The 20,065-nt window shown below is 67.9% G+C and carries 17 protein-coding genes and 1 riboswitch; of the genes, 9 read left to right on the top strand and 8 right to left on the bottom strand.

What is annotated here, in order from left to right; genetic code table 11:
* Positions 1-109 precede the first annotated feature (109 nt).
* From B4M62_RS09375 to B4M62_RS09355, 5 genes are all read right to left on the bottom strand, one after another.
* Positions 110-1,252, bottom strand: coding sequence for a serine/threonine-protein kinase (locus tag B4M62_RS09375; protein ID WP_290706966.1), 1,143 nt, complete (start codon positions 1,250-1,252; stop codon positions 110-112).
* 19 nt (positions 1,253-1,271) lie between these two features.
* On the bottom strand, positions 1,272-2,159 hold the full coding sequence (locus B4M62_RS09370) for a metal ABC transporter permease (RefSeq protein WP_290706964.1): 888 nt from the start codon (positions 2,157-2,159) through the stop codon (positions 1,272-1,274).
* Positions 2,156-2,902, bottom strand: coding sequence for a metal ABC transporter ATP-binding protein (locus B4M62_RS09365; RefSeq protein WP_290706962.1), 747 nt, complete (start codon positions 2,900-2,902; stop codon positions 2,156-2,158). Before B4M62_RS09365 ends, B4M62_RS09370 begins: the two co-directional genes overlap by 4 nt.
* Positions 2,899-3,822 carry a metal ABC transporter substrate-binding protein gene (locus B4M62_RS09360; protein WP_290706960.1) on the bottom strand — a complete coding sequence of 308 codons (924 nt, stop codon included), beginning with the start codon at positions 3,820-3,822 and terminating at the stop codon, positions 2,899-2,901. Before B4M62_RS09360 ends, B4M62_RS09365 begins: the two co-directional genes overlap by 4 nt.
* A 273-nt stretch (positions 3,823-4,095) precedes the next feature.
* Entirely contained in the window at positions 4,096-5,043 is a 948-nt protein-coding gene (locus B4M62_RS09355; protein WP_290706958.1) for a phosphotransferase, read from the bottom strand.
* An 81-nt stretch (positions 5,044-5,124) separates the two neighbouring features.
* On the opposite strand from B4M62_RS09355, the gene B4M62_RS09350 reads away from it, so the two are divergent.
* The 6 genes from B4M62_RS09350 (at position 5,125) to B4M62_RS09325 (ending at position 13,479) form a co-directional block, all read left to right on the top strand.
* Complete coding sequence (locus tag B4M62_RS09350) at positions 5,125-6,156, top strand: Rv2578c family radical SAM protein (RefSeq protein ID WP_290706956.1); 1,032 nt, start codon at positions 5,125-5,127, stop codon at positions 6,154-6,156.
* A 160-nt stretch (positions 6,157-6,316) separates the two neighbouring features.
* Positions 6,317-7,030 (top strand): hypothetical protein, encoded by a 714-nt coding sequence (locus tag B4M62_RS09345; RefSeq protein ID WP_290706954.1) that lies wholly within the window; start codon positions 6,317-6,319, stop codon positions 7,028-7,030.
* Complete coding sequence (locus tag B4M62_RS09340) at positions 7,030-8,601, top strand: Y-family DNA polymerase (protein WP_290706952.1); 1,572 nt, start codon at positions 7,030-7,032, stop codon at positions 8,599-8,601. The genes B4M62_RS09345 and B4M62_RS09340 overlap by 1 nt, the downstream gene beginning before the upstream one ends.
* Before the next feature lie 513 nt (positions 8,602-9,114).
* Positions 9,115-9,453 carry a hypothetical protein gene (locus B4M62_RS09335; RefSeq protein ID WP_290706951.1) on the top strand — a complete coding sequence of 113 codons (339 nt, stop codon included), beginning with the start codon at positions 9,115-9,117 and terminating at the stop codon, positions 9,451-9,453.
* A gap of 218 nt (positions 9,454-9,671) precedes the next feature.
* Positions 9,672-10,115, top strand: a complete 444-nt coding sequence (locus B4M62_RS09330) for a hypothetical protein (protein WP_290706949.1) — start codon at positions 9,672-9,674, stop codon at positions 10,113-10,115.
* Between the two features lie 25 nt (positions 10,116-10,140).
* The gene (locus tag B4M62_RS09325) at positions 10,141-13,479 is read left to right on the top strand and encodes an error-prone DNA polymerase (RefSeq protein ID WP_290706946.1); all 3,339 of its coding nucleotides are present in this window, start codon (positions 10,141-10,143) and stop codon (positions 13,477-13,479) included.
* A 63-nt stretch (positions 13,480-13,542) separates the two neighbouring features.
* On the opposite strand, the gene B4M62_RS09320 is transcribed toward B4M62_RS09325, so the two are convergent.
* Positions 13,543-14,007: a tRNA (cytidine(34)-2'-O)-methyltransferase gene (locus tag B4M62_RS09320; protein ID WP_290706943.1), complete on the bottom strand. Its 465-nt coding sequence runs from the start codon at positions 14,005-14,007 to the stop codon at positions 13,543-13,545.
* Between the two features lie 141 nt (positions 14,008-14,148).
* Here B4M62_RS09320 and B4M62_RS09315 point away from each other — a divergent pair, with 141 nt between their 5' ends.
* Both B4M62_RS09315 and B4M62_RS09310 read left to right on the top strand, forming a co-directional pair.
* Positions 14,149-15,015: a bifunctional methylenetetrahydrofolate dehydrogenase/methenyltetrahydrofolate cyclohydrolase gene (locus B4M62_RS09315; protein ID WP_290706941.1), complete on the top strand. Its 867-nt coding sequence runs from the start codon at positions 14,149-14,151 to the stop codon at positions 15,013-15,015.
* 67 nt (positions 15,016-15,082) lie between these two features.
* Positions 15,083-15,412 carry a DUF3017 domain-containing protein gene (locus B4M62_RS09310; protein ID WP_290706971.1) on the top strand — a complete coding sequence of 110 codons (330 nt, stop codon included), beginning with the start codon at positions 15,083-15,085 and terminating at the stop codon, positions 15,410-15,412.
* Here the strand turns inward: B4M62_RS09310 and metX are convergent.
* Together metX and B4M62_RS09300 are read right to left on the bottom strand one after the other, a co-directional pair.
* Positions 15,409-16,578, bottom strand: coding sequence for a homoserine O-acetyltransferase MetX (gene metX, locus B4M62_RS09305; protein WP_290706940.1), 1,170 nt, complete (start codon positions 16,576-16,578; stop codon positions 15,409-15,411). The two genes, B4M62_RS09310 and metX, sit on opposite strands and share 4 nt — an antisense overlap.
* A gap of 26 nt (positions 16,579-16,604) precedes the next feature.
* Positions 16,605-17,924: a bifunctional o-acetylhomoserine/o-acetylserine sulfhydrylase gene (locus tag B4M62_RS09300; protein WP_290706938.1), complete on the bottom strand. Its 1,320-nt coding sequence runs from the start codon at positions 17,922-17,924 to the stop codon at positions 16,605-16,607.
* 56 nt (positions 17,925-17,980) lie between these two features.
* A riboswitch (SAM riboswitch) is annotated at positions 17,981-18,096 on the bottom strand.
* A 184-nt stretch (positions 18,097-18,280) separates the two neighbouring features.
* Between B4M62_RS09300 and B4M62_RS09295 the strand changes: the two genes are divergently transcribed.
* Positions 18,281-20,065 (top strand): PE-PPE domain-containing protein (locus B4M62_RS09295; RefSeq protein WP_290706936.1); only part of this gene is annotated, 1,785 nt, incomplete at its 3' end.

The raw sequence follows: 20,065 nt of genomic DNA, 5'->3' as shown, positions 1-20,065 counted from the left end.
CCTCGAGCTTCCCGGCGTTCTGGGCCTCGGCCTCGATCTGACCACGAAGCCGCCGGGGACCATCGAGTGGGAGTGAGCGGCCGGGACACGGACCGGTGCTGATCGCTGCTCAGAGTAGGAGTAGCACGATCAGAACGATGAACAGTGCCGCCGCGATGGCGCCGGAGGCGATCAAGGTGGCGTGCCGCTGCCACACCGACGTCTTCGGCGGGCTCTGGTGGGCGGCGAAAGTCCCCGCGGTCATCGGGTGGGCGCTCGGCGGCGGCGCGGGGACATAGGAGCGGCGGAACGAGCCGGTATTCATTCGCGGCGCTTGAGGTGTGGCCAGGGCCCAGACGGGGACGGCCCCGTCGGCGCGCCGGATCTTCCCGGCGAGGACTCGATCGGGGGTAGTCCGGGTGGCCGTGGCGGCGACGGCGGCGAGTTGGTCGCGGACCTGTGCCATCGTCGGGCGCTTCGCCGGGCTCGGAGTGAGCATCGCCAGCAGGACGTCCTCGACGGGACCCGCCTGCTGCGGCGGCCGGATCTGGGCGCGGGCCACCTTGTCGAGCAGGGCGGTGGTGTCGTCGTCGGCGCCGAACGGCGGCCCTCCCTCGACCATCGTGTAAATGGTCGCGCCCAGGGAGTAGACGTCGGATGGTTCGGCGGGCACCGCGCCGCGCGCCACCTCGGGCGCGAAGTACGCGGGGGTCCCGGAGATCAACTCGTCGTCGAGGTGGACGTCGTCGTCCTTGAGGTGGGCGATGCCGAAGTCGGTGAGCTTCACCGTGCCCGCATCGGGGCCGGTGCTGGCCACCAGGATATTGCCCGGCTTGACGTCGCGGTGAATGATCCCGGACTCGTGTGCGACGGTCATCGCGGCGGCCACCTGTGCACCGATCTGGGCCGCGTCGACGGCACCGAGCGTCCCGACCGTGTGCAGGATCTGGGCGACGCTGCGCGACGGCACGTACTCCATCACCAGCCACGGCGTGCCGTCATCGAGGGCGACGTCGTCGACGGCGACGGCATTGTGGTGCGTCAACTTTGCCGCGATCCGGCCCTCGCGCAGGGCCTTCTCGCGGATCGGTTCGGCGTTGGCCTCCGGAATGTCGTCGAGCGCGACGATCCGCTTCACCGCCACGTCCCGGTTCAGCAACTCGTCCTTGGCCAGCCACACCGAGCCCATGCCGCCGTCGCCGATCCGCGACTGCAGTCGGTAGCGTCCCGCGAGGAGGAGGCCGGGGCCGGGAACTCGGTGGATGGTGGTCACCGGCTGAGTATAGGGCCGGTCAGGGGGCCGCCTTTGCGACGCTGCGCCGGTTGGCCGCGGCGCGCGCCCGCCAGCGGTTGGTGACCACACCGCGCGTGGGACCGAAGAGGTAGATGGCGAAGAAGACCACGCCCTGGGTGAGCACCACCATTCCGCCCAGCGACGTGTCGGCATAGAAGGAGATGTAGAGGCCGGCGACGCCACACCCGGCCGCAATCGCCGGAGCGATCATCAGCATGCGGCGAAACCGATCGGTGAGCAGGTAGGCGGTGGCGCCGGGAATGATGAGCATGGCCACCACCAGCACAATGCCCACGACCTGCAGGGCGGTCACGGCGGTGAGGGCGAGCAGGCCCAGCAGGGTCGCGCCGATGAGTCGGGGGTTCAACCCGAGGGCGAACGCGTGGGTCGGGTCGAAGGCGTACAGCGTGAAGTCGTGGCGCTTGAGGATCAGCACCGCCGCGACGACGGCGCCGAGGAGCGCGATTTGAACCAAGTCCGACCGCGATACCCCCAACAGGTTGCCGAAGATGATGTGGTTGAGGTCGGTCTGGCTCGGTGTCACCGAGATGAGTACCAGGCCCAGCGCGAATAGCGTGGTGAACACGATGCCGATGGCTGCGTCCTCCTTGATGCGGCCCTGATCGCGGACCGCCCCGATCAGCGCCACCGCGAGAAAGCCGAAGACCACGGCACCGAGGGCGAACGGGGCGCCCGCGATATATGCGAGCACCACCCCGGGCAGCACAGCGTGCGACACGGCATCGCCCATCAGCGACCATCCGATGAGAACCAGCCAGCAGGACAGGAGCGCGCACACGATCGACGCGATCAGCGTGGCCGCCAGGGCATTGGTCATGAAGCCGAACCGAAAGGGTTCGGCGAGGAGGCCGATTAGCTCGTTCATCGGCCGACGCCGATCTGATCGTCGAGGGGGTCGAGCCCGAATGCCTTGATCAGGTTGTCGGGGGTCACCACCGCCGCGGGATCGCCGTGGGCGAGGACGCGGCGTTGCAGGAGGATCGCCTGATCGGCCAGGCGGGGGACCGAGTGGAGGTCGTGCGTCGAGATGAGAATCGTCGTGCCCTGACTCGCCTCCTCGCGCAGCAGCGCGGTGATCGCGGCCTCGGACCGTTTGTCGACGCCGGCGAACGGCTCGTCGAGGAGTAGCACCGACGCGTTCTGGGCGATCGCCCGGGCGACGAACGCCCGCTTGCGCTGTCCGCCGGAGAGACGACCGATCTGCCGGTCCTGATAGTCGGTGAGCTCGACGCGGGCGAGCGCCTCATCGACGGCTAGTTGATCGGCCCGGCGCGGGCGGCGGAGGAACCCGAGTCGCCCATAACGCCCGGTCAGCACGACCTCGCGCACGGACAGCGGAAAGGTCCAGTCGATTTCCTCGGACTGCGGAACGTAGCCGAGCAGGCCGGCTCGGCGGGCCGCGGCGGGCGTCGCCCCGTCGATAGTCACGGTGCCCGAGTCGGGCGTGAGGATTCCCGACATGGCCTTGAACAGGGTTGACTTGCCCGATCCGTTCATGCCGATCAGGGCGCAGACCGATCCGCGGGACACGCTGAGGCTGACGTCGTCGAGGGCGAGGACCTCGCCGTAGCGCACGGTCACCGACGCCACCTCGAGCGCGCCCATCATCGGTCGACCGCCCCGCCGAGGCCGGCGACGATGGTGCGGGCGTCGTGGCGGATCAGATCGAGGTAGGTGGGCACCGGTCCGTCGGGGCGGGAGAGGGAGTCGACGTAGAGGATTCCGCCGAACCGGGTGCCGGCGGCGCCGGCCACCTGCCGCATCGCGCGGTCGGAAACGGTCGACTCACAGAAGACCGCCGGCACCCGCCGGGTGCGGACAAACGCGATGGTTGCGGCGACCTGTCGCGGGATTGCCTGCTGTTCGGCGTTGACCGGCCAGATGTACCGTTCGGTCAGCCCGGCGTCGCGGGCCAGGTAGGAGAAGGCGCCCTCGCACGTCACCAGTGCCCGCTCGTTGGCGGGGAGGCCGTTCAGGGCGGTGACCAGGTTGTGCTGGACGGCGCGCAGCTGCTGCTTGTAGGTGGCGGCGTTGGCGCGAAAAGTGTCGGTGCCCGCCGGGTCGAGGCGGTCGAAGGCGGCGACGAGGTTGTCGACGTAGATCTCGACGTTGCGCGGACTCATCCACGCGTGCGGATTCGGTTTGCCCGCATACGCGTCGGACGCGATGGGTATCGGTGTGATCCCGTCGGAGAGAACTACTTTCGGTGCTCGCAGTTCGTCGGTGAACCGGTCGAACCAGATATCCACACCGAATCCGTTCTTGACGATCAGCGCGGCGTGCGCGGCGCGCCGGATATCGCCGGGCGTGGGTTCGTATGCGTGGATCTCCGCGCCGGATTTGGTGATCGACTCGACGGTCAGCCGGTCACCGGCGACGTTGGCCGCGATGTCGGCGAGCACGGTGAACGTCGTGAGCACGACGGGTTTGTCGGATGACGGACTGGTGCGTGGCGCGGTGGTGCATCCGGCGAGTATCAGGGTTGCGGTGATTGCCACCAGCAGTGCGCCCCACTTAGAGTTCGCCATGGCAATATCATAACTTCGGTAAGCCGAAAATTTCCAAAATGCGCCAGACTGCCGCGTCGGAGCGGCGGGCGACGACGAGGGTCTTTTGGGTCTCGAAGTTCTCGCCGAGGTGATCACCACCTCGAAGGGCGTGCAGACTAATCTCGACGCTCGTGCCGATGAACTGCGTGCCCGCAAGGCGCCGGCGCCGGAGGTCAAGCCTGCTGTCCCACCGGCGATACCGTGAAGACGATGACGTAGTCGACGCAGGGGCACGGCGCGCCGTCGAATTGATCACGGGGCGAGCACTCCGCGGAGGTGGTGGAGAAGGGCGCCGCCCCAGTGCCGCCACTCGTCGGCACTTGCCTCGGCCAGGCATCCCCACCAGGTCTGTACCCGATTGACATTCTGGGTGATCCGCGCGGCCGCCCAGTCCTGCGCGATCCGCGACACCGGCTGCCCCCAGGCGTCGGCATAGGCCTCGAGCACGGGTTCCCACGGGAAATCCGTGCGATCGCGGATCCAGTCATGCGGTACGCAGAGAATCTCCACGGGGTGGGCCCACTGAGAGTCGCCGAGGTCGAAAAGTCTGGGGCCGCCATCGATCTGAAATACGTTCCAGGGGTGCAGGTCGCCGTGCTGCCAACTGGTCGGCAGCGGCGATGCGGTGAGTGTCTCGGCGGCGGCCGAGACCGCAGGCCGGCGCTGGTCCAGCCGGTCTCGCAACCCGGGCGCCAGATGGGCGGGGTGATGCTCGTCGAGACCGGCGAGAAGTGCGAGGAATCGATCGAATCGATCGACGACGGTCGGCGGCGAGCAGTCGGGCACATCGAGGTGCCGCCATGCCGGACCGTAGGGCGTCTGCTGCTGGATCCGTGCCGCCGCCGCGGCGAGTTCACACCATTGGGCCAGTCCGGGGTTGCTGTGGGCGCCCCAGACGGGGCCGCGGTCGGCGGTGAGCAACCAGCCTCGCTCAGCGTCGATCGCGACCGGGGAATCGAAGGAGTCGGGGAGTAGCTCGCTCAGGACGGCGTGCAGCCCCGGTTCAAAAGCCAATGCTGGGCAATTGGCCTTGAGCCACCAGTGCTTGTCGCCGGTGCGCACCCGCAGCTGGGTCGACCACGGGCGGATGCGTGGTTGCTGCACGTCGTCGATCTTTTGGTCGAGTCGGGCTGCGATCCAGTGGATGGCTTCGCGGCGCCACGCCGGGGAGGCGACTCTGGTGGAGAATGGCGCGGCCATTGGGCCAGCCTATGCCCGAGGCGCCGCTGCCGGACGGTGGGCCGGATTGACACCAGATAGAACGTGTGTTCGCATTGAGGCATGCGGTGGGCGGACCAGGTGATCGAGACTGACGACGGTGGGCTGCCCGGGTTGGGCCGGGCCGACCTGGTGCGGACGGTCACCTCGCCCGAGTTCGCGGACGTCACCTTCCACGAAGTGCTGTGCCGGTCACTACTCAATCCGGTCCCGGTGTCGTCGGGGATGCCGTTTCGCTTCAGCGTCAACACCTTTCGTGGATGCACACACGCCTGCCGCTATTGTTTCGCGCGGCCGACGCACGAGTACCTCGACTTCGACGCGGGGGAGGACTTCAACCGGCAGATCGTGGTGAAGCTCAACGCCGCTGCGGTGCTGCGCAAGGAGTTGCGCCGCCGATCCTGGAGCCGGGAAGTGGTGGCGCTGGGCACCAACACCGACCCGTACCAGCGTGCTGAGGGCAGATACCGGCTGATGCCGCCGGTCATCGCGGCGCTCGCATCGTCGGGAACGCCGTTCTCGATTCTGACCAAGGGCACACTGTTGCAGCGCGATCTGCCGCTGCTGCGGCAGGCGGCCGACGTCGTCGACGTCTCTCTCTCGGTTTCGCTGGCCATGGGCGACGCCGAGTTGGCCAAACAGCTGGATCCTGGTGCGCCGTCGCCGCTGGCACGGCTGGAGCTGATCAGGTCGCTCGCCAATGCGGGGTTCGCGCCACATGTGATGATCGCGCCGGTGGTGCCGTACCTGACCGATTCCTCTTCTCAGCTCGACGGGTTGCTGGCCGGCGTCGCGGCTGCGGGGGCGGTCAGTGTTTCGGCGATCCCGATGCATCTGCGCTCCTCAACCAGGGGCTGGTTCCTGCAATGGCTTGCCGACGAGCATCCGGCGCTGGGCAAGCGCTATCGGGCGCTGTACGGGCGGGGTGCGTACGTGTCGGCGGAGTACTCGGCGAAACTGGCCGAGCGATTGCGCCCGCTGGTCGCGCGGCACGGACTGGTGGGTCGATCCGGGCCCGATCTGCCCGTCGCCCACGCATCGGTTCCGGCGGTCGCTCCGCAGTCTGCCCAGATGGCGGAGCAGACCCTGTTCTAGGGCTCTGAACTGCATAAATCGCTACTCTTGCGTGCTGTCGGACCTTCGGTCTACAGTCTCTATATCGAATAAACATTCGAAGAAGTCCGGTAACTTCCCGACCGGCTTCACAGGTGGTTCGCCAGGTATGGCGAGCATGGTGAAACGGTCGGAGAAGAGCATGGGTGAAGCAGCTATCGATCCCACGATCGCGCAACTGCGCCAGGCGATGGAGCGGGTGACGACGACGGGCGGCGCGGCACCGCGGGTGGATTCGGGGAACGGGCCGGGGGAAGACGGTCTGGTTCCCGAGGTACTCGCGGTGCCGCGCGGTCTCGTGGATTTGTTCCCGTGGGGTGGGCTGGCGCGGGGAAGTGTGGTGTCGGCAACCGGGGCAGGTTCGCTGTTGCTGTCGCTGATCGCGGCCAGCAGCGGGGCCGGGGCGCAGATCGCGATCGTCGGCCTGCCGCGCCTCAGCATGCTGGCCGCCATGGAAATGGGAGCGGACCTGTCGCGGGTGGCGCTGGTTCCCGATCCCGGTCCGGATCGGCTGCAGATCGCCACGGTTCTGCTCGACGGGATGGATCTGGTGGTGCTGGGGCTAGGTGGAATGTCGGTGCCTCCTTCGCGTGCCAAGGTGCTCGCCGCCCGGGCGCGCCGGAACTCATCGGCGCTGCTGGTCGCCGGTGGCCGGTGGCCGGGGGTCGCCGTGCAGCTGTCGGCTCGGGTGTGTAGGTACAGAACGGCAGTCGGGGGACAGGCGCCGGACGCGTGTGGGTATGGCCGGATTAACGGCTGGGATCTTTCGGTGTCGCTGAGTGCACGCAGCCGACCGCCACGCAGTGTCGAACTTGTTGCCGGCGTCGGGAGCGGTAGCGGGCGGGCGGCGGGCTGATGGGCACCCGGACGCTGGCCCTGTGGGCGCCGGATTGGCCGGCGGTCGCTGCAGCTGTCGAGTACGACCTTCCGCCTGCCGCGCCGATCGGCGTCCTGACCGCCAACCGGGTCGTCGCCTGTTCGTTGCCGGCGCGGCGGGCAGGCGTTCGGCGCGGGATGCGCAAGCGGCAAGCGCAGTCGACCTGTTCGGAGCTGGTCGTCGTCTCCGCCGATCCCGATCGGGATGGGCGGTTGTTCGCGCCGGTCGTCTCAGCAGTCACCGCGATCCTGCCGGCGACCGAGGTGTTGCGGCCGGGGCTGGTGGTGGCGCCGGCATCGGGGATGCGGTATTTCGGCTCGGAGGAGAATCTGGCGGCGGCCGTCGTCGAGGCGGTCGCCGATATCGGTACCGAGGTACAGCTCGGCGTTGCCGACGAGATGTTCACCGCGGTGCTGGCCGCTCGCCGGGAGAGATTCATCTCGCCGGGTGCCGACGCGAAGTTTCTGGCGGAGTTGCCGATTGGCGAGTTGGCCGCGGAGCCCAGCCTCGGTGGGGAAGGCCGGACAGAGTTGGCGGACTTGCTGAGGCGGCTGGGTCTGCGCACGCTGGGGGCGTTCGCGTCGCTCGCCGTCGCCGATGTGGGCGCCCGGTTCGACGCCGATGCGGTTATCGCTCATCGGCAGGCGTCGGGGAAACCGGGGCGGGCGCCGTCGTCGACGCCACCGGCGCCGGAGCTCGCCGTCGTGTGTCCCTGCGACCCGCCGGTCGAGCGGATCGATGCGGCGGCTTTCCTGGCCCGTCGTCTCGCCGCGCAGTTGCACGATCGGCTCACGGCGGCATCGGTGTCGTGCACCCGGTTGGCGGTACATGCGAGAACTGAGCGTGGTCAGGAGAATTCGCGAATCTGGTGCTGCGCGTTGCCGTTGACGCCGGAGTCGACCGCCGACCGGGTGCGCTGGCAGCTTGAAGGGTGGCTGACCGAAGGGGCCATCGGTTCCGGCGACGGACCGGACTCGCCGATCGTCGAGTTGGTGCTGGAACCTGTCGAGGTCTCCGCTGGAACCGGGCTGCAGTACGAATTGTCCACGGGTACCGGTGATGGGCGGGGGATGCCGCCCGACGGTCCTCGCGCTGACCGGATCCGGCGGGCGCTGGTGCGGGTGCAGGGGCTGTTGGGTGCTGACGCGGTGATGATCCCGGTCCGCAGTGGGGGGCGGGGGCCGGCGGAACAGATCACGCTGGTTCCCGCCGGTGAGTCGGTTGTGGTGGCACGTCCGGTCGGTGCGCCCTGGCCGTCGCGGCTACCGGAGCCGACGCCGGCGGTGCTGGTCGATGCGCCGGTGGACGTGTGCGACTCCACCGGGAAGCCGGTAGAGGTAACTGCGCGCGGGGCGTTTACCGGTGAGCCGGTATCGGTCGCAGCGGAGCGGCACAACTGGTCGGTGCAGTGGTGGGCTGGGCCATGGCCTTGTGGTTTGTCCGGGGACAAGATCTTGGCTCGCGCACAGGTATTGCTCGACGACGAGCGGGCGTTGCTGCTGCACTTCGGTCCGGGGGGCCGCTGGCGGGTGGAAGGAGTCTATGAGTGAGGAATGCCCGATTACACCGACAAGTCGGGTAGTGCACTACTCGTATCCTGGCGTGGGAAAGGTTCGATGCTGGATGGTGCAGGCAGTAACCCGATCGCCTGTGGATCCGAAGTAGGTGAACCATCATGCAGTACCGCAAGCCCAACCCCCGCCGGCATGACCAGACGCGTATCAATCCGCAGCCGCTTCCACCGGCCGGTCTCAACTGGATAAATCCGCAGCCGCTGCCTCCTCATGGCGGCGTTCCTCGCCGTATTCCACGGGGGCGCTGATCGATGCTGAGTGGCGGCGGTGAGGCGTGTAACGACACTGAATCCGACCGTGACAGGCACCGCTGGGGCGCCGATGCCTACCACGTCAGGTGAGTAGACATCGGTGAGTATTCGCGTAGCTGCCTACTCGTGCTGACAGTGAGGTAGTGCCCCGAATCTAATTGGGCAGTCCGAAATTCTTCGACTGATCGGGTCTCCCACTCCGCCCGACACCACGGATGTGGGGAAGCAGGCAAATCACATGAGCACCCGGAAGATGACCAAGCGGCAGTGGATTCTCCTGGCTGGCGGCGCGGCGCTGGCCGCCGTCCCGATGGGGGTTTTGGCCCCGATCGCCTCGGCCGAGCCGCAGATTCAGCCGGTGCGGCCGCTGGTGCAGCCGGCAAATCCGCGGACGCCGGTGAATCCCCCGCATCGGTTGGTGGATCCGCCGTCCCACAAGATTCAGCCGATCAGCCCCAATGCCGAACCGGCCAAGCCCCAGCCGGTACCGGTCACGCCCCAGCCGGTCAAACCGAAGAGTCCACTGCAGGAGCTCCTCAGCAACATGGGCAGCTCGGATCTCGCGAATCTGTTCTGAGTCCCAACACTCAGACCGGCATCGAGGCCATCACCGTTCGCGGTGGTGGCCTCGATGCCGGTATTGCGGAGCGCGCCGGCACTGCAGGTAGCGGTGCCCGGGCGGGACGAAGTCGGGTAGCGCACTACGCGTGCCCCGGTATGGCGGGCGACGGATTCTGGATGGGCAGGCAGCACCCGGTCTGGCTGCGAAACTCCTACACAGATGAAGGCAAGTCGATGAAGGTACTACAGGTTGCGGTCGCTGGAACGGCCGCGGTCACCGCACCGCTGGTGGTCAGCCCGGTGGTCAATGCGGTCACGCTGGGCACCTCCTGGGTGCGGGTAGACGCGGTCGACAATGGAGACGAGACAGTGACCCTGCGCATCGCCAACCTTGATCGTGAGAACCCGATCAGCTGCGCGGCGTCGCTGACCGACCTCGAGGTCGACGAGGGTGTCCGGTCGGACTACATCTCGCTGCGCGCCGAGCTGGCGCCGGGCCGGTCGGCTACCAAGACGCGCGGCACCGTGCCGGGCCACTACCGCGTCGAGGTGCGATGCGACGGGCGGATCTGGCGCTACCTGGTGACGCCGGGGAGCCTGTTCACCGTCTCGCCGCGAATCGGCGCGAGCGTCCGCGAGCTCGACCGCGGCGCGCGGTCGGCCGCGCAGCCCGAATAGAAAGTATGTTCGATATACTCGTGGAGTGGGTTGGCATAACGGTCCGCCGAGCTGGGCGGAGATGGAGCGGGTGCTTTCCGGGCGCCCGCGCCCAGAGGCCGCGGCGCGACCGGGCGACACCTTCGCGCCGCCGTATGACCAGCACATCGATGATGAGGGTGTTCCCGATGGTGGAGACTCCCCAGCGTGGTCGCGCAAGCGGGAGGCCTTCCGCGCCGACGAGACGGTCCGCCCGATCCATTCGGCGACGCCGTTCGCCGAACTCCACGCGCACAGTGCGTTCAGCTTCCTCGACGGTGCATCGACGCCGGAGGAGATGGTCACCGAAGCGGTGCGACTGGATCTGAAGGCGCTCGCGCTCACCGACCACAACGGCTTCTACGGTGTGGTCCGCTTCGCCGAAGCGGCCCGCGAATTCGGGCTGCCGACGGTCTTCGGCGCGGAGCTCTCGCTGGCCCGCGACGGTATCGATACAACCGATCCGTCGTCGCAGTCGCTCAGCCCAAGACGCACCGGCGTCCCGGATCCGCCCGGCGAGCACCTGCTGGTGCTCGCCCGCGGTCCGGAAGGCTATCGACGCCTGTCACGGGCAATGGCGGCCGCCCACATGCGCGGCGGAGAGAAGGGACTGCTGCGCTACGACCTCGACGAGTTGTCGGAGGCGGCGGGCGAATGGCTCGTGCTCACCGGATGCCGCAAGGGTGCCCTTCGCCGGGCGCTCGACCGCGGTGGACCCGGTGCCGCTCGTCGATCGATCGCGGAGTTGGTCGAGCGCTTCGGCCACACCAACGTCGCCGTCGAACTCACTTCTGCCGCCCACCCCGACGATGACGAGCGCAACGCGATTCTGGCGGGGCTGGCCGTCGAATGCGGGCTACCCGTCGTCGCGACGACCGGAGCGCATTTCGCCGGGCCGGATCGCCGCCGGCTTGCGCTGGCAATGGCCGCGATCCGGTCCCGCACCGATATCGAGACGATCGACGGCTGGATGCCCGGCGTCGGGGGAGCGCACCTGCGCAGCGGCGACGAGATGGCGCGCCTGCTGCAGGCGCATCCCGATGCGATCGACAACGCGGTGACCCTGGCCGCCGACTGTGCCTTCGAGTTGGGGCTCATCGCTCCTCGGCTTCCGCCGTTCGACACTCCGTCCGGGCATACCGAGATCAGCTGGCTGCGCGAGTTGACCATGACCGGTGCGGCCCGCCGGTATGGCGGCCATGATCAACACGAGAAGGCGTATCGGCAGATCGAGCACGAGCTGGTGATCATCGAGCAGCTGGACTTTCCCGGGTACTTCCTCGTGGTCCACGACATCGTCGACTTCTGTCGGCGCAGCGACATTCTGTGCCAGGGCCGGGGGAGCGCCGCGAACTCTGCGGTGTGCTTCGCGTTGGGCATCACCTCGGTCGACCCGGTGGCCAACCAGCTGCTCTTCGAACGCTTCCTGTCCCCGGAGCGCGATGGCCCGCCCGACATCGATGTCGACATCGAATCCGATCGTCGCGAGGAGGCGATCCAGTACGTCTACGGCAAGTACGGCCGCGACTACAGCGCGCAGGTCGCCAACGTCATCACCTATCGCCGGCGGTCCGCCGTGCGCGATACCGCGCGCGCCCTCGGCTATGCGACCGGCCAGCAGGACGCGTGGAGCCGCACACCTGAGGAGGCGCCCGCCGACGTGGCCGATCTGGCCGCCCAGATCGCCGGTCTGCCCAGGCATCTGGGTATCCACTCCGGCGGCATGGTGATCTGTGACCGGCCGATCGCCGACGTCTGCCCCACCGAATGGGCACGGATGGCGGGCCGCAGCGTGCTGCAGTGGGACAAAGATGACTGCGCCGCCATCGGGCTGGTGAAGTTCGATCTGCTCGGGCTGGGCATGCTCTCGGCGCTGCACTACGCTATCGACCTCGTCGCCGAGCACAAGGGCGTCGACGTCGACCTGGCCCGCATCGACATGACCGAGGCCGCTGTTTACGACATGCTGTGCCGTGCCGACTCGGTCGGGGTGTTCCAGGTCGAGTCGCGCGCCCAAATGGCGACGCTGCCGCGCTTGAAGCCGCGCACCTTCTTCGATCTGGTCGTCGAAGTCGCGCTGATCCGTCCCGGGCCGATTCAGGGCGGGTCGGTGCACCCGTACATCCGGCGCCGTAACGGGCGCGAAAAGGTTGCCTACGACCATCCGGCGCTGGAGCGCTCCCTGGAGCGCACGCTGGGCATTCCGCTGTTCCAGGAACAACTCATGCAGATGGCCGTCGACGTCGCCGGGTTCACCGCGGCTGAAGCTGATCAATTGCGCCGGGCGATGGGCTCAAAACGGTCGCCGGAGAAGATGGCCGCGCTGCGTCAGCGCTTCTTCGACGGAATGGCGCGACTGCACGGCATCACCGGGGAGGTCGCGCAGCGGATCTACGAGAAGATGGCCGCCTTCGCCAACTTCGGCTTCCCCGAAAGTCATTCGCAGAGCTTCGCGTCGCTGGTCTTCTACTCGGCATGGTTCAAACTGCATCATCCGGCCGCCTTCTGTGCGGCGCTGCTGCGGGCGCAGCCGATGGGGTTCTATTCGCCGCAGTCGTTGGTGGCCGATGCGCGACGGCACGGGGTGGCCGTCCATCGGCCCGATCTCAACGCATCATTGGCCCACCCCACTCTGGAACAGACGGGAACCGAATTGCGCCTTGGGCTTTCGGGAGTGCGCGGCATTGGCGAAGAGGTCGCGCAGCAAATCGTCGGCGAGCGGACTGCGGTGGGCCGGTTCGCCGACCTCGACGATGCGGCCGCCCGGGTAGATCTGACCCGGGCGCAGTGGGAGGCGCTGGCGACTGCGGGTGCACTGGACTCGTTCGGGTTGAGTCGGCGCCAGGCGTTGTGGGCGGCGGGGGAAGCGGGAAGGCATCGTCAGGACCAGTTGCCGCTGCGTCCGGGCTCACCGGCCCCGACGCTGCCCGGACTGTCGGCGGTGGAGTTGGCGGCCGCCGACGCGTGGGCCACCGGTATCACGCCGACGGGCTACCCGACGCAGTACCTGCGCCCGCGCCTGCAGGCCATCGGGGTGGTGCCGGCCGGCCAGCTGCTGTCGGTTGACGATGGCGCGCGCGTCACGGTCGCCGGAGCAGTGACTCATCGTCAGCGCCCGGCGACGGCGTCGGGAGTCACGTTCATCAACCTCGAGGACGAGACGGGCATGGTCAACGTGGTGTGCTCGGTGGGATTGTGGCGCAGGTATCGCGAGTTGGCGCACACTGCAACGGCATTGGTGGTCCGCGGCAAAGTGCAGAATGCGGAGGGTGCAGTCACCGTGGTAGCCGATCGTCTACAGAAGCTGGACCTGCGGATCGGCAGCCGATCGCGGGATTGGTGCTGAGATCCGTGCTCCGGTGCGGCATGGACGTGATAATCACGCCGGCGGTCCGCCAGGACCCGGATCTCAGCAGCCCCCGTCGAATCCGTGCTGCCGCCAGGCCTCGTAGACGGCCAGTGCCGCCGAATTGGCCAGGTTGTGGGAGCGCCGGCCCGGCAACATCGGGATCCGCAGCTGGTCGCTGATGTGGGGGTCGGCGAGGATCTCATCAGACAGGCCGGTCGGTTCGGGGCCGAACATGAGCACGTCGCCCGGATGGTAGGCGACGTCGGTGTAGAAGCGCGACGCCTGAGCGGTGAAGGCGTACACGCGTTCGGGCTGCAGCGCCGCCCAGGCGGCGCCGAGGTCGGGATGGACGCTCACCTGCGCCATCTCGTGGTAGTCGAGGCCGGCGCGCTTGACCTGCGCATCGGTCATCGTGAACCCCAGCGGCTCGACCAGATGCAGTTCACTGCCGGTGTTGGCCGCGAGCCGGATCGCGTTCCCCGTATTGGGCGGGATGCACGGCTGGCAGAAGACGATCCGGAACATGGCACCGAGTCTAAGTCGGCGCCATGGCGGTACCCGTTCGAGGGCGCGCGCCACGCGGCATCGCCCGTGAACCGGACAATTGCCCGGAGCGTCGGCCTGCCTGTGCGAGGCCGAGTCGGGGGGAGTGGAACAATGAACGCTGTGAGCGCGACACGACTCGACGGCATCATCACCCGCGACGAGATTTTCACCGACCTCGCAGCGCGGGTCGAGAAGCTCAAGGCTGCCGGTATCGACCCCGGCCTGGGTACCGTTCTCGTCGGCGACGATCCCGGTTCCCGGTCGTACGTGAAGGGCAAGCACGCCGATTGCGCGAAGATCGGCGTCAACTCGATCCGCCGAGACCTCCCCGTCGATGCGACGACCGAACAGCTCAACGCTGCCATCGACGACCTCAACGCCGACCCGGCGTGCACCGGCTACATCGTGCAACTGCCGCTGCCGCGCCACCTCGACGAGAACGCTGCCTTGGAACGGATCGACCCGGACAAGGATGCCGACGGTCTGCATCCGATCAACCTGGGCCGGCTGGTGCTGGGCGAGGCGGCGACGCTGCCCTGCACGCCGCGTGGGGTGATCCACCTGCTGCGCCGCTTTGACATCCCCATCGACGGTGCACGCGTCACCGTGATCGGCCGTGGCGTCACCATCGGCCGCCCCATCGGATTGTTGCTGACCCGCCGCAGCGAGAACGCAACGGTGACGTTGTGTCACACCGGCACGCGCGACCTCGCCGCCGAGACCCGCCGCGCCGACATCATTGTCGCGGCCGCGGGGGTGGGGCACCTGATCAAACCGGACATGGTGGCACCGGGGGCGACGGTTGTCGACGTCGGGGTCAGCCGGGGGCAGGACGGGAAGCTCGTCGGCGACGTCCATCCCGCCGTGTGGGAGGTAGCGGGGGCGGTTTCGCCGAACCCCGGCGGCGTCGGCCCACTGACCCGCGCATTTCTGCTCGTCAACATTGTGGAGCGCGCCGAAGCGCAGTTGGCGGCCCGGGGAGTCTGACGTGGTCGCATCCGACGGCGGAGGACCCGGCAACAACGTGACGCGGCACGTCGATGTCGTGGTGCCGGTGGCCCCGTCGCCCACCAACGCCGAGCGTGCCAGACGATTGCGCCGGGCACGGGTGCGTCGCTGGTATGTCATGCAGATCCCGTACTTCTTGGTGCTGGCGATTGCCCTCCTCGCCGGGATCCTCGTCCTGGTGGACCGGTGGCGGCGCGGCGCATTCGTGTTCAGTGGCGCACTGGGATTCGCGGCGGTGTTGCGGGCGCTTCTGCCGACGAGTCGGGCCGGTTTGCTCCAGGTGCGCGGCCGGGTCTTCGACGTGGCCACGCTGGCGGCGCTTGCTTCGATCGTCCTGTGGATGGCGTTGACGATCGACCCGCTGGGCACGCGTTAACGGGCCAGCGCCACCGTTTCGCGCAGCAGTTCGGCAATGGCCTCGAACTCGATGAGGAAGGCGTCGTGGCCGTACACCGACTCCACGATCCGCAGCCCGCCGACGCAGTTGCCGAGACCGGTGGCCAGTTCCTCCTGCTGCCGCAGGGGAAACAGGCGGTCGGTATCGATTCCCGCGACGATGACCGGTGTCTTGCAGTCGGCGAGTGCCGCTCGGATGCCGCCGCGGCGCCGGCCGACATCGTGGTTGTTGAGCACTTCGGTGAGTGCCACGTAGGACGCGGGGTCGAAGCGGGCGATGATCTTATCCGCCTGGTGGTCGAGGTAGCTCTGCACTGCGAACCGGCCGTGGTGCAGTGGATCCTCTTGTCCTTGCGGAGAGTTGGCAAAGCGGCCGTCGAGCTCAAGTTCATGGCGGTAGGTCAGGTGCGCGATCCGGCGGGCAACGCCCATTCCGGTGGTCGGGGATGACCCGGTGCCGTGGTAGTCGCCCCCTTGCCAGGCGGGATCGGCGGTGATGGCGGCGATCTGGGTGGTTTGGGTGCCGATCTGATCGGCGCTGGCACGAGCGCCGACGGCGAGGACCAGCGCGGCACGGATGCGCTCGGGGTACGCGATCGCCCACTCCAGGGCACGGGCCCCGCCCATCGATCCGCCGACCGCTGCGGCCACCGATGTGACGCCGAGTTCGTCGAGCAGCGCAGCCTCGGCGCGCACCTGGTCGAGCACGGTGATCTGCGGGAAGCGCGACCCCCAAGGGCGGCCGTCGGCGGCGATCGACGACGGCCCGGTCGAGCCGTTGCAGCCGCCAAGGACATTGGCCGCGATGACGCACCACTCGTCGGTGTCGAGCGCGGCACCCGGCCCGACGAGTCCGTCCCACCAACCGGGGGCGGCGTGATCGGCGTCGGCGGGGCCGGTGATGTAGGTGTCGGCGGTCAATGCGTGCAGGACCAGCACGACGTTGTCGCGGGCGGCACTGGGCTTTCCCCAGCGGGAGAAAGCCATGGTGACGTCGGGAATCGTCTCGCCGCTGTCGAGTTGGACGGCCCCGAGGGAAACCTGGTGCAGCGAGCCGTCCGGCGTCTGCGCCCATACCGGCTCAGCCGCCGACGACGGTGCGGACGTGGTGTCCGCGCCGTGCCGGCGGCTGTGCACGATGGTCACTTCGGCCTCGCTGATCGTCGGTTCTCCTAGCCCTTTGCCGCCGCGAAACCCTGCTCGAGATCGGCCAGGATGTCGTCACTTCCCTCGATGCCCACCGACAGGCGGACGAGACCGGGCGTGACGCCGGCACTGAGCTGTTCTTCGCCGGACAGCTGGCTGTGCGTCGTCGAAGCGGGATGGATCACCAGCGAACGCACATCGCCGATGTTGGCGACGTGGCTGTGCAGCTGGAGGGCATCGACGAACTTCTTGCCGGCTTCGACCCCGCCGGCCAGCTCGAAGCTGATGACCGAGCCGGCGCCCTTGGGGAGTAGCCGTTGGGCGAGTTCGTAGTACGGCGAAGATTCGATACCGGCGTAGTAGATCTTCTCCACCTGGGGGTGCGCGGCGAGGAAGTCAGCGACCTTCTTGGTGTTCTCGACGTGGCGCTCCACCCGCAGGCTCAGCGTCTCGATGCCCTGCGCGGTGAGGAATGCGTTGAACGGCGAGATCGCCGCGCCGGTGTCGCGCAGCAGTTGCACGCGCGCCTTGAGGGCGTAGGCCGGTGCCCCGAGGTCGGCGAACACGACGCCGTTGTAGCTCGGGTCGGGCTGCGTGAAACCGGGGAAGAGGTCCTCCCCGTCGCGCTGGGTGCGCCAGTCGAAGGTGCCGCCGTCGATGATGACGCCGCCGATCGAGGTGCCGTGGCCGCCGATCCACTTGGTGGTGGAGTGCACGACGATGTCGGCGCCGTGCTTGAGCGGATTGAGCAGGTAAGGAGTGGCCACGGTGTTGTCGACAATCAGCGGCACACCGTTGCGATGGGCGACCTCGGACACGGCCGGCAGGTCGAGGACTTCGATCTTCGGGTTGGAGATCGTCTCGCCGAAGAAGGCACGAGTGTTGGGGCGCACAGCGGCCTGCCATGACTCGGGATCGTCGGGGTTCTCGACGAAGGAGGTCTCGATCCCGAATTTCGGCAGGGTGTAGTGCAGGAGGTTGTAGGTGCCGCCGTAGAGGCGGGGGCTCGATACGACGTGTCCGCCTGCCTCGACGATGTTCTGGATCGCATAGGTTTCCGCTGCCTGGCCGGACGCGACCAGTAGTGCCGCCACGCCGCCTTCGAGTGCCGCGAGGCGCTGCTCGACAACGTCCTGGGTCGGGTTCATGATCCGCGTGTAGATGTTGCCCGGCTCGGCCAGTCCGAAGAGGTTCGCCGCGTGGGTGGTGTCGTTGAAGGTGTACGCCGTGGTCTGGTAGATCGGCAGTGCTCGCGCATTGGTCGCCGAGTCGGACCCCTGGCCGGCATGGACCTGTTTGGTCTCGAAGCTCCAGGAAGCAGTTGGATCGTCGGGAGTTTGCGACATGGTTCTGATTCACCTTCCGGTCGGTCGGGTTGCCCCGCCCTTGGGTCCGACCGTCGGACCCGCGCTTGCCGTACGGACTCTTCCGCACGACCAGGTCATCACCCGGAGCACCCCACCGCGGTTGGAGGGTTGCCGATCAGCGAGCCGGGGCTTTGCGCTGATGCTCTGGACCTGTCTCCAAGGATATAACACGGCGGATTCGGTGCTGGAGGGGTCTGAAATCAGGGTGGTTGAAACAGGCGTCGTGGTGAACTAACCGGCGAGTAGGCAGGTAGTGCCGACCCGATCACATTTCAGCTAAACTCACCGTGGTCTGGGCCCTGGGGGGCCAGGGGAGAGAGGGCAGTCCTATGGCGATGGCAACTGAGACGCCGATCGCGTCACCAGCAGGTCCGGTCAAGAAGCGGGGGTGGCCGCGCATCGTCGCGCTCGCCGGGATCGTCGGGGGCGTCGCGCTGTGCGCCGCACTGCTGACGCCACCGGGTGGGGCGCACGCGGAGTGCTCGGGCAATGGCGCGGTCGTCATCGTCCCGGGGACGAACGACCCGACCGGCGAGGGCTCGATGAAGGGCGTCATCGAGACTGCCAAGGGCCAGGGTAAGGACGTCATCGTCGTCGGCTACCCGACCACGCTGTGGCCGGCCGGATCGGTCGGGTACAACAAGGACGTCGCGCTCGGCAAGGCCGCCACGAGTAAGGCGATATCGGACTATCAGTCCAAGTGTGCGATCAACGCGGATGACGCCGCCGACAAAACGGGCCATGTTCAGGTGGTCGGCTATTCGCAGGGCGCCCGGGTGGCGGGCGACGTATTGGGTGATATCGGCCAGGGCAAGGCGGGCGCCCCGAGCGCGGTAGGGGTGACCGGGGTCCTCTACTCCGACCCCCGCCAGGAGGGCCCGGAGAGCGCGCGCGGAATCGAGCGGAGCTTCCTGGGAGTCGTCCCCGGACTGACGATGTCGGGATCGCGCGGTGGGTTCGGAGTGCTATCGAACGACGTCGTCTCCGTCTGCAGTCAGGGGGACCCGATTTGCGGCCTTCCCGATCCGATTCACGATCCGCTCGGTGCACTGGACGGGCTGGTCGGCTACTTCGTGAAACACGGCGACTACCCGCAGTTCGGAGCGTGGGGCCGCAGCACCGATGGTTCCTGGTACTGGGACGACCCCGTCAACTGGGCTGGCGGCCAGGGCAACTGTGTACAGGCCACGAACGGCGGTGGCCTGGTGTGCACCAAGCCCCAGGATTCCTCCATCTCCCGGGTCATTCGCGACGTCGCGACGGGTCTCGGGATGTCGGCCGCCGACGCGGCAAACATCCCCGACCTCTACGGCCAGGTCAACAAGGTGCTGAACATCAACACCATCCTGCCCCATGCGAACCTCAATGATCTTCAGCCGGTCGTCGACCTGGTCTACAACGCATTGCCCAAGCTGCCCTATCTCACCTCCAACGCGGGCGGCTACCTCCCCGACGCTTTGACGTTCGGCAACTTGATCGGTGGGATCGCCCAGGTGCTCGGGGGCGGGAACGGCAGTGTTCTCCGGCAGTCGGCCTCGGCGATAGGCAGGAGCGTCGTGAGTATTCTTCTGGTTCCGGTCAACGGTGCGCTGTACTGGGGAAATACGTTGCTCGGCACGCCGTACCCGGCTGCGATCAAGGCGCTCGGGTTCATACCGGATGAGACCAAGGACTGGAGTCTGCCGCCGTTCTGGGCTGATAGCAGCGGCCCTCCCGGCTGGGGGACGCCGAATCTCCTGGCGACACAGGCGGGCCCGGCGGCGACGGCGCCCGTGAGTCGCGCCGCGTTTACCGCCAGCCTGAAAGCAGCTGAGGGAACGTCGGTCTGGACCGCTGCGCAGCGTGACGCGGCGCGGCCGGACGTTTCGACCGGGCCCGCTTCGGCCGACCAACGCACCGTGCTGGCCGATTCGACGGTGAAGTCCACCTCGACGACGCCGAGTTCGCCGGATGCGACCGAGGCGCATGGTGCGGACGGGGCCGACAAGCCGGCACCGGTTCCGGCGCAGCAGTCGCGCACGTCGCCGTCGCCGGAGGGGGCCGGGCCGATGAATCAGGGCCTGCGAAACCCGCTCGGCGCCCAGCAGCACACGCCACCGGCGCAGGAGCAGCAGTACACG

The sequence above is a fragment of the Gordonia sp. UBA5067 genome (assembly GCF_002414845.1).
Lineage (GTDB): Bacteria > Actinomycetota > Actinomycetes > Mycobacteriales > Mycobacteriaceae > Gordonia > Gordonia defluvii.
This window is presented reverse-complemented; position numbering and strand designations above follow the sequence as displayed.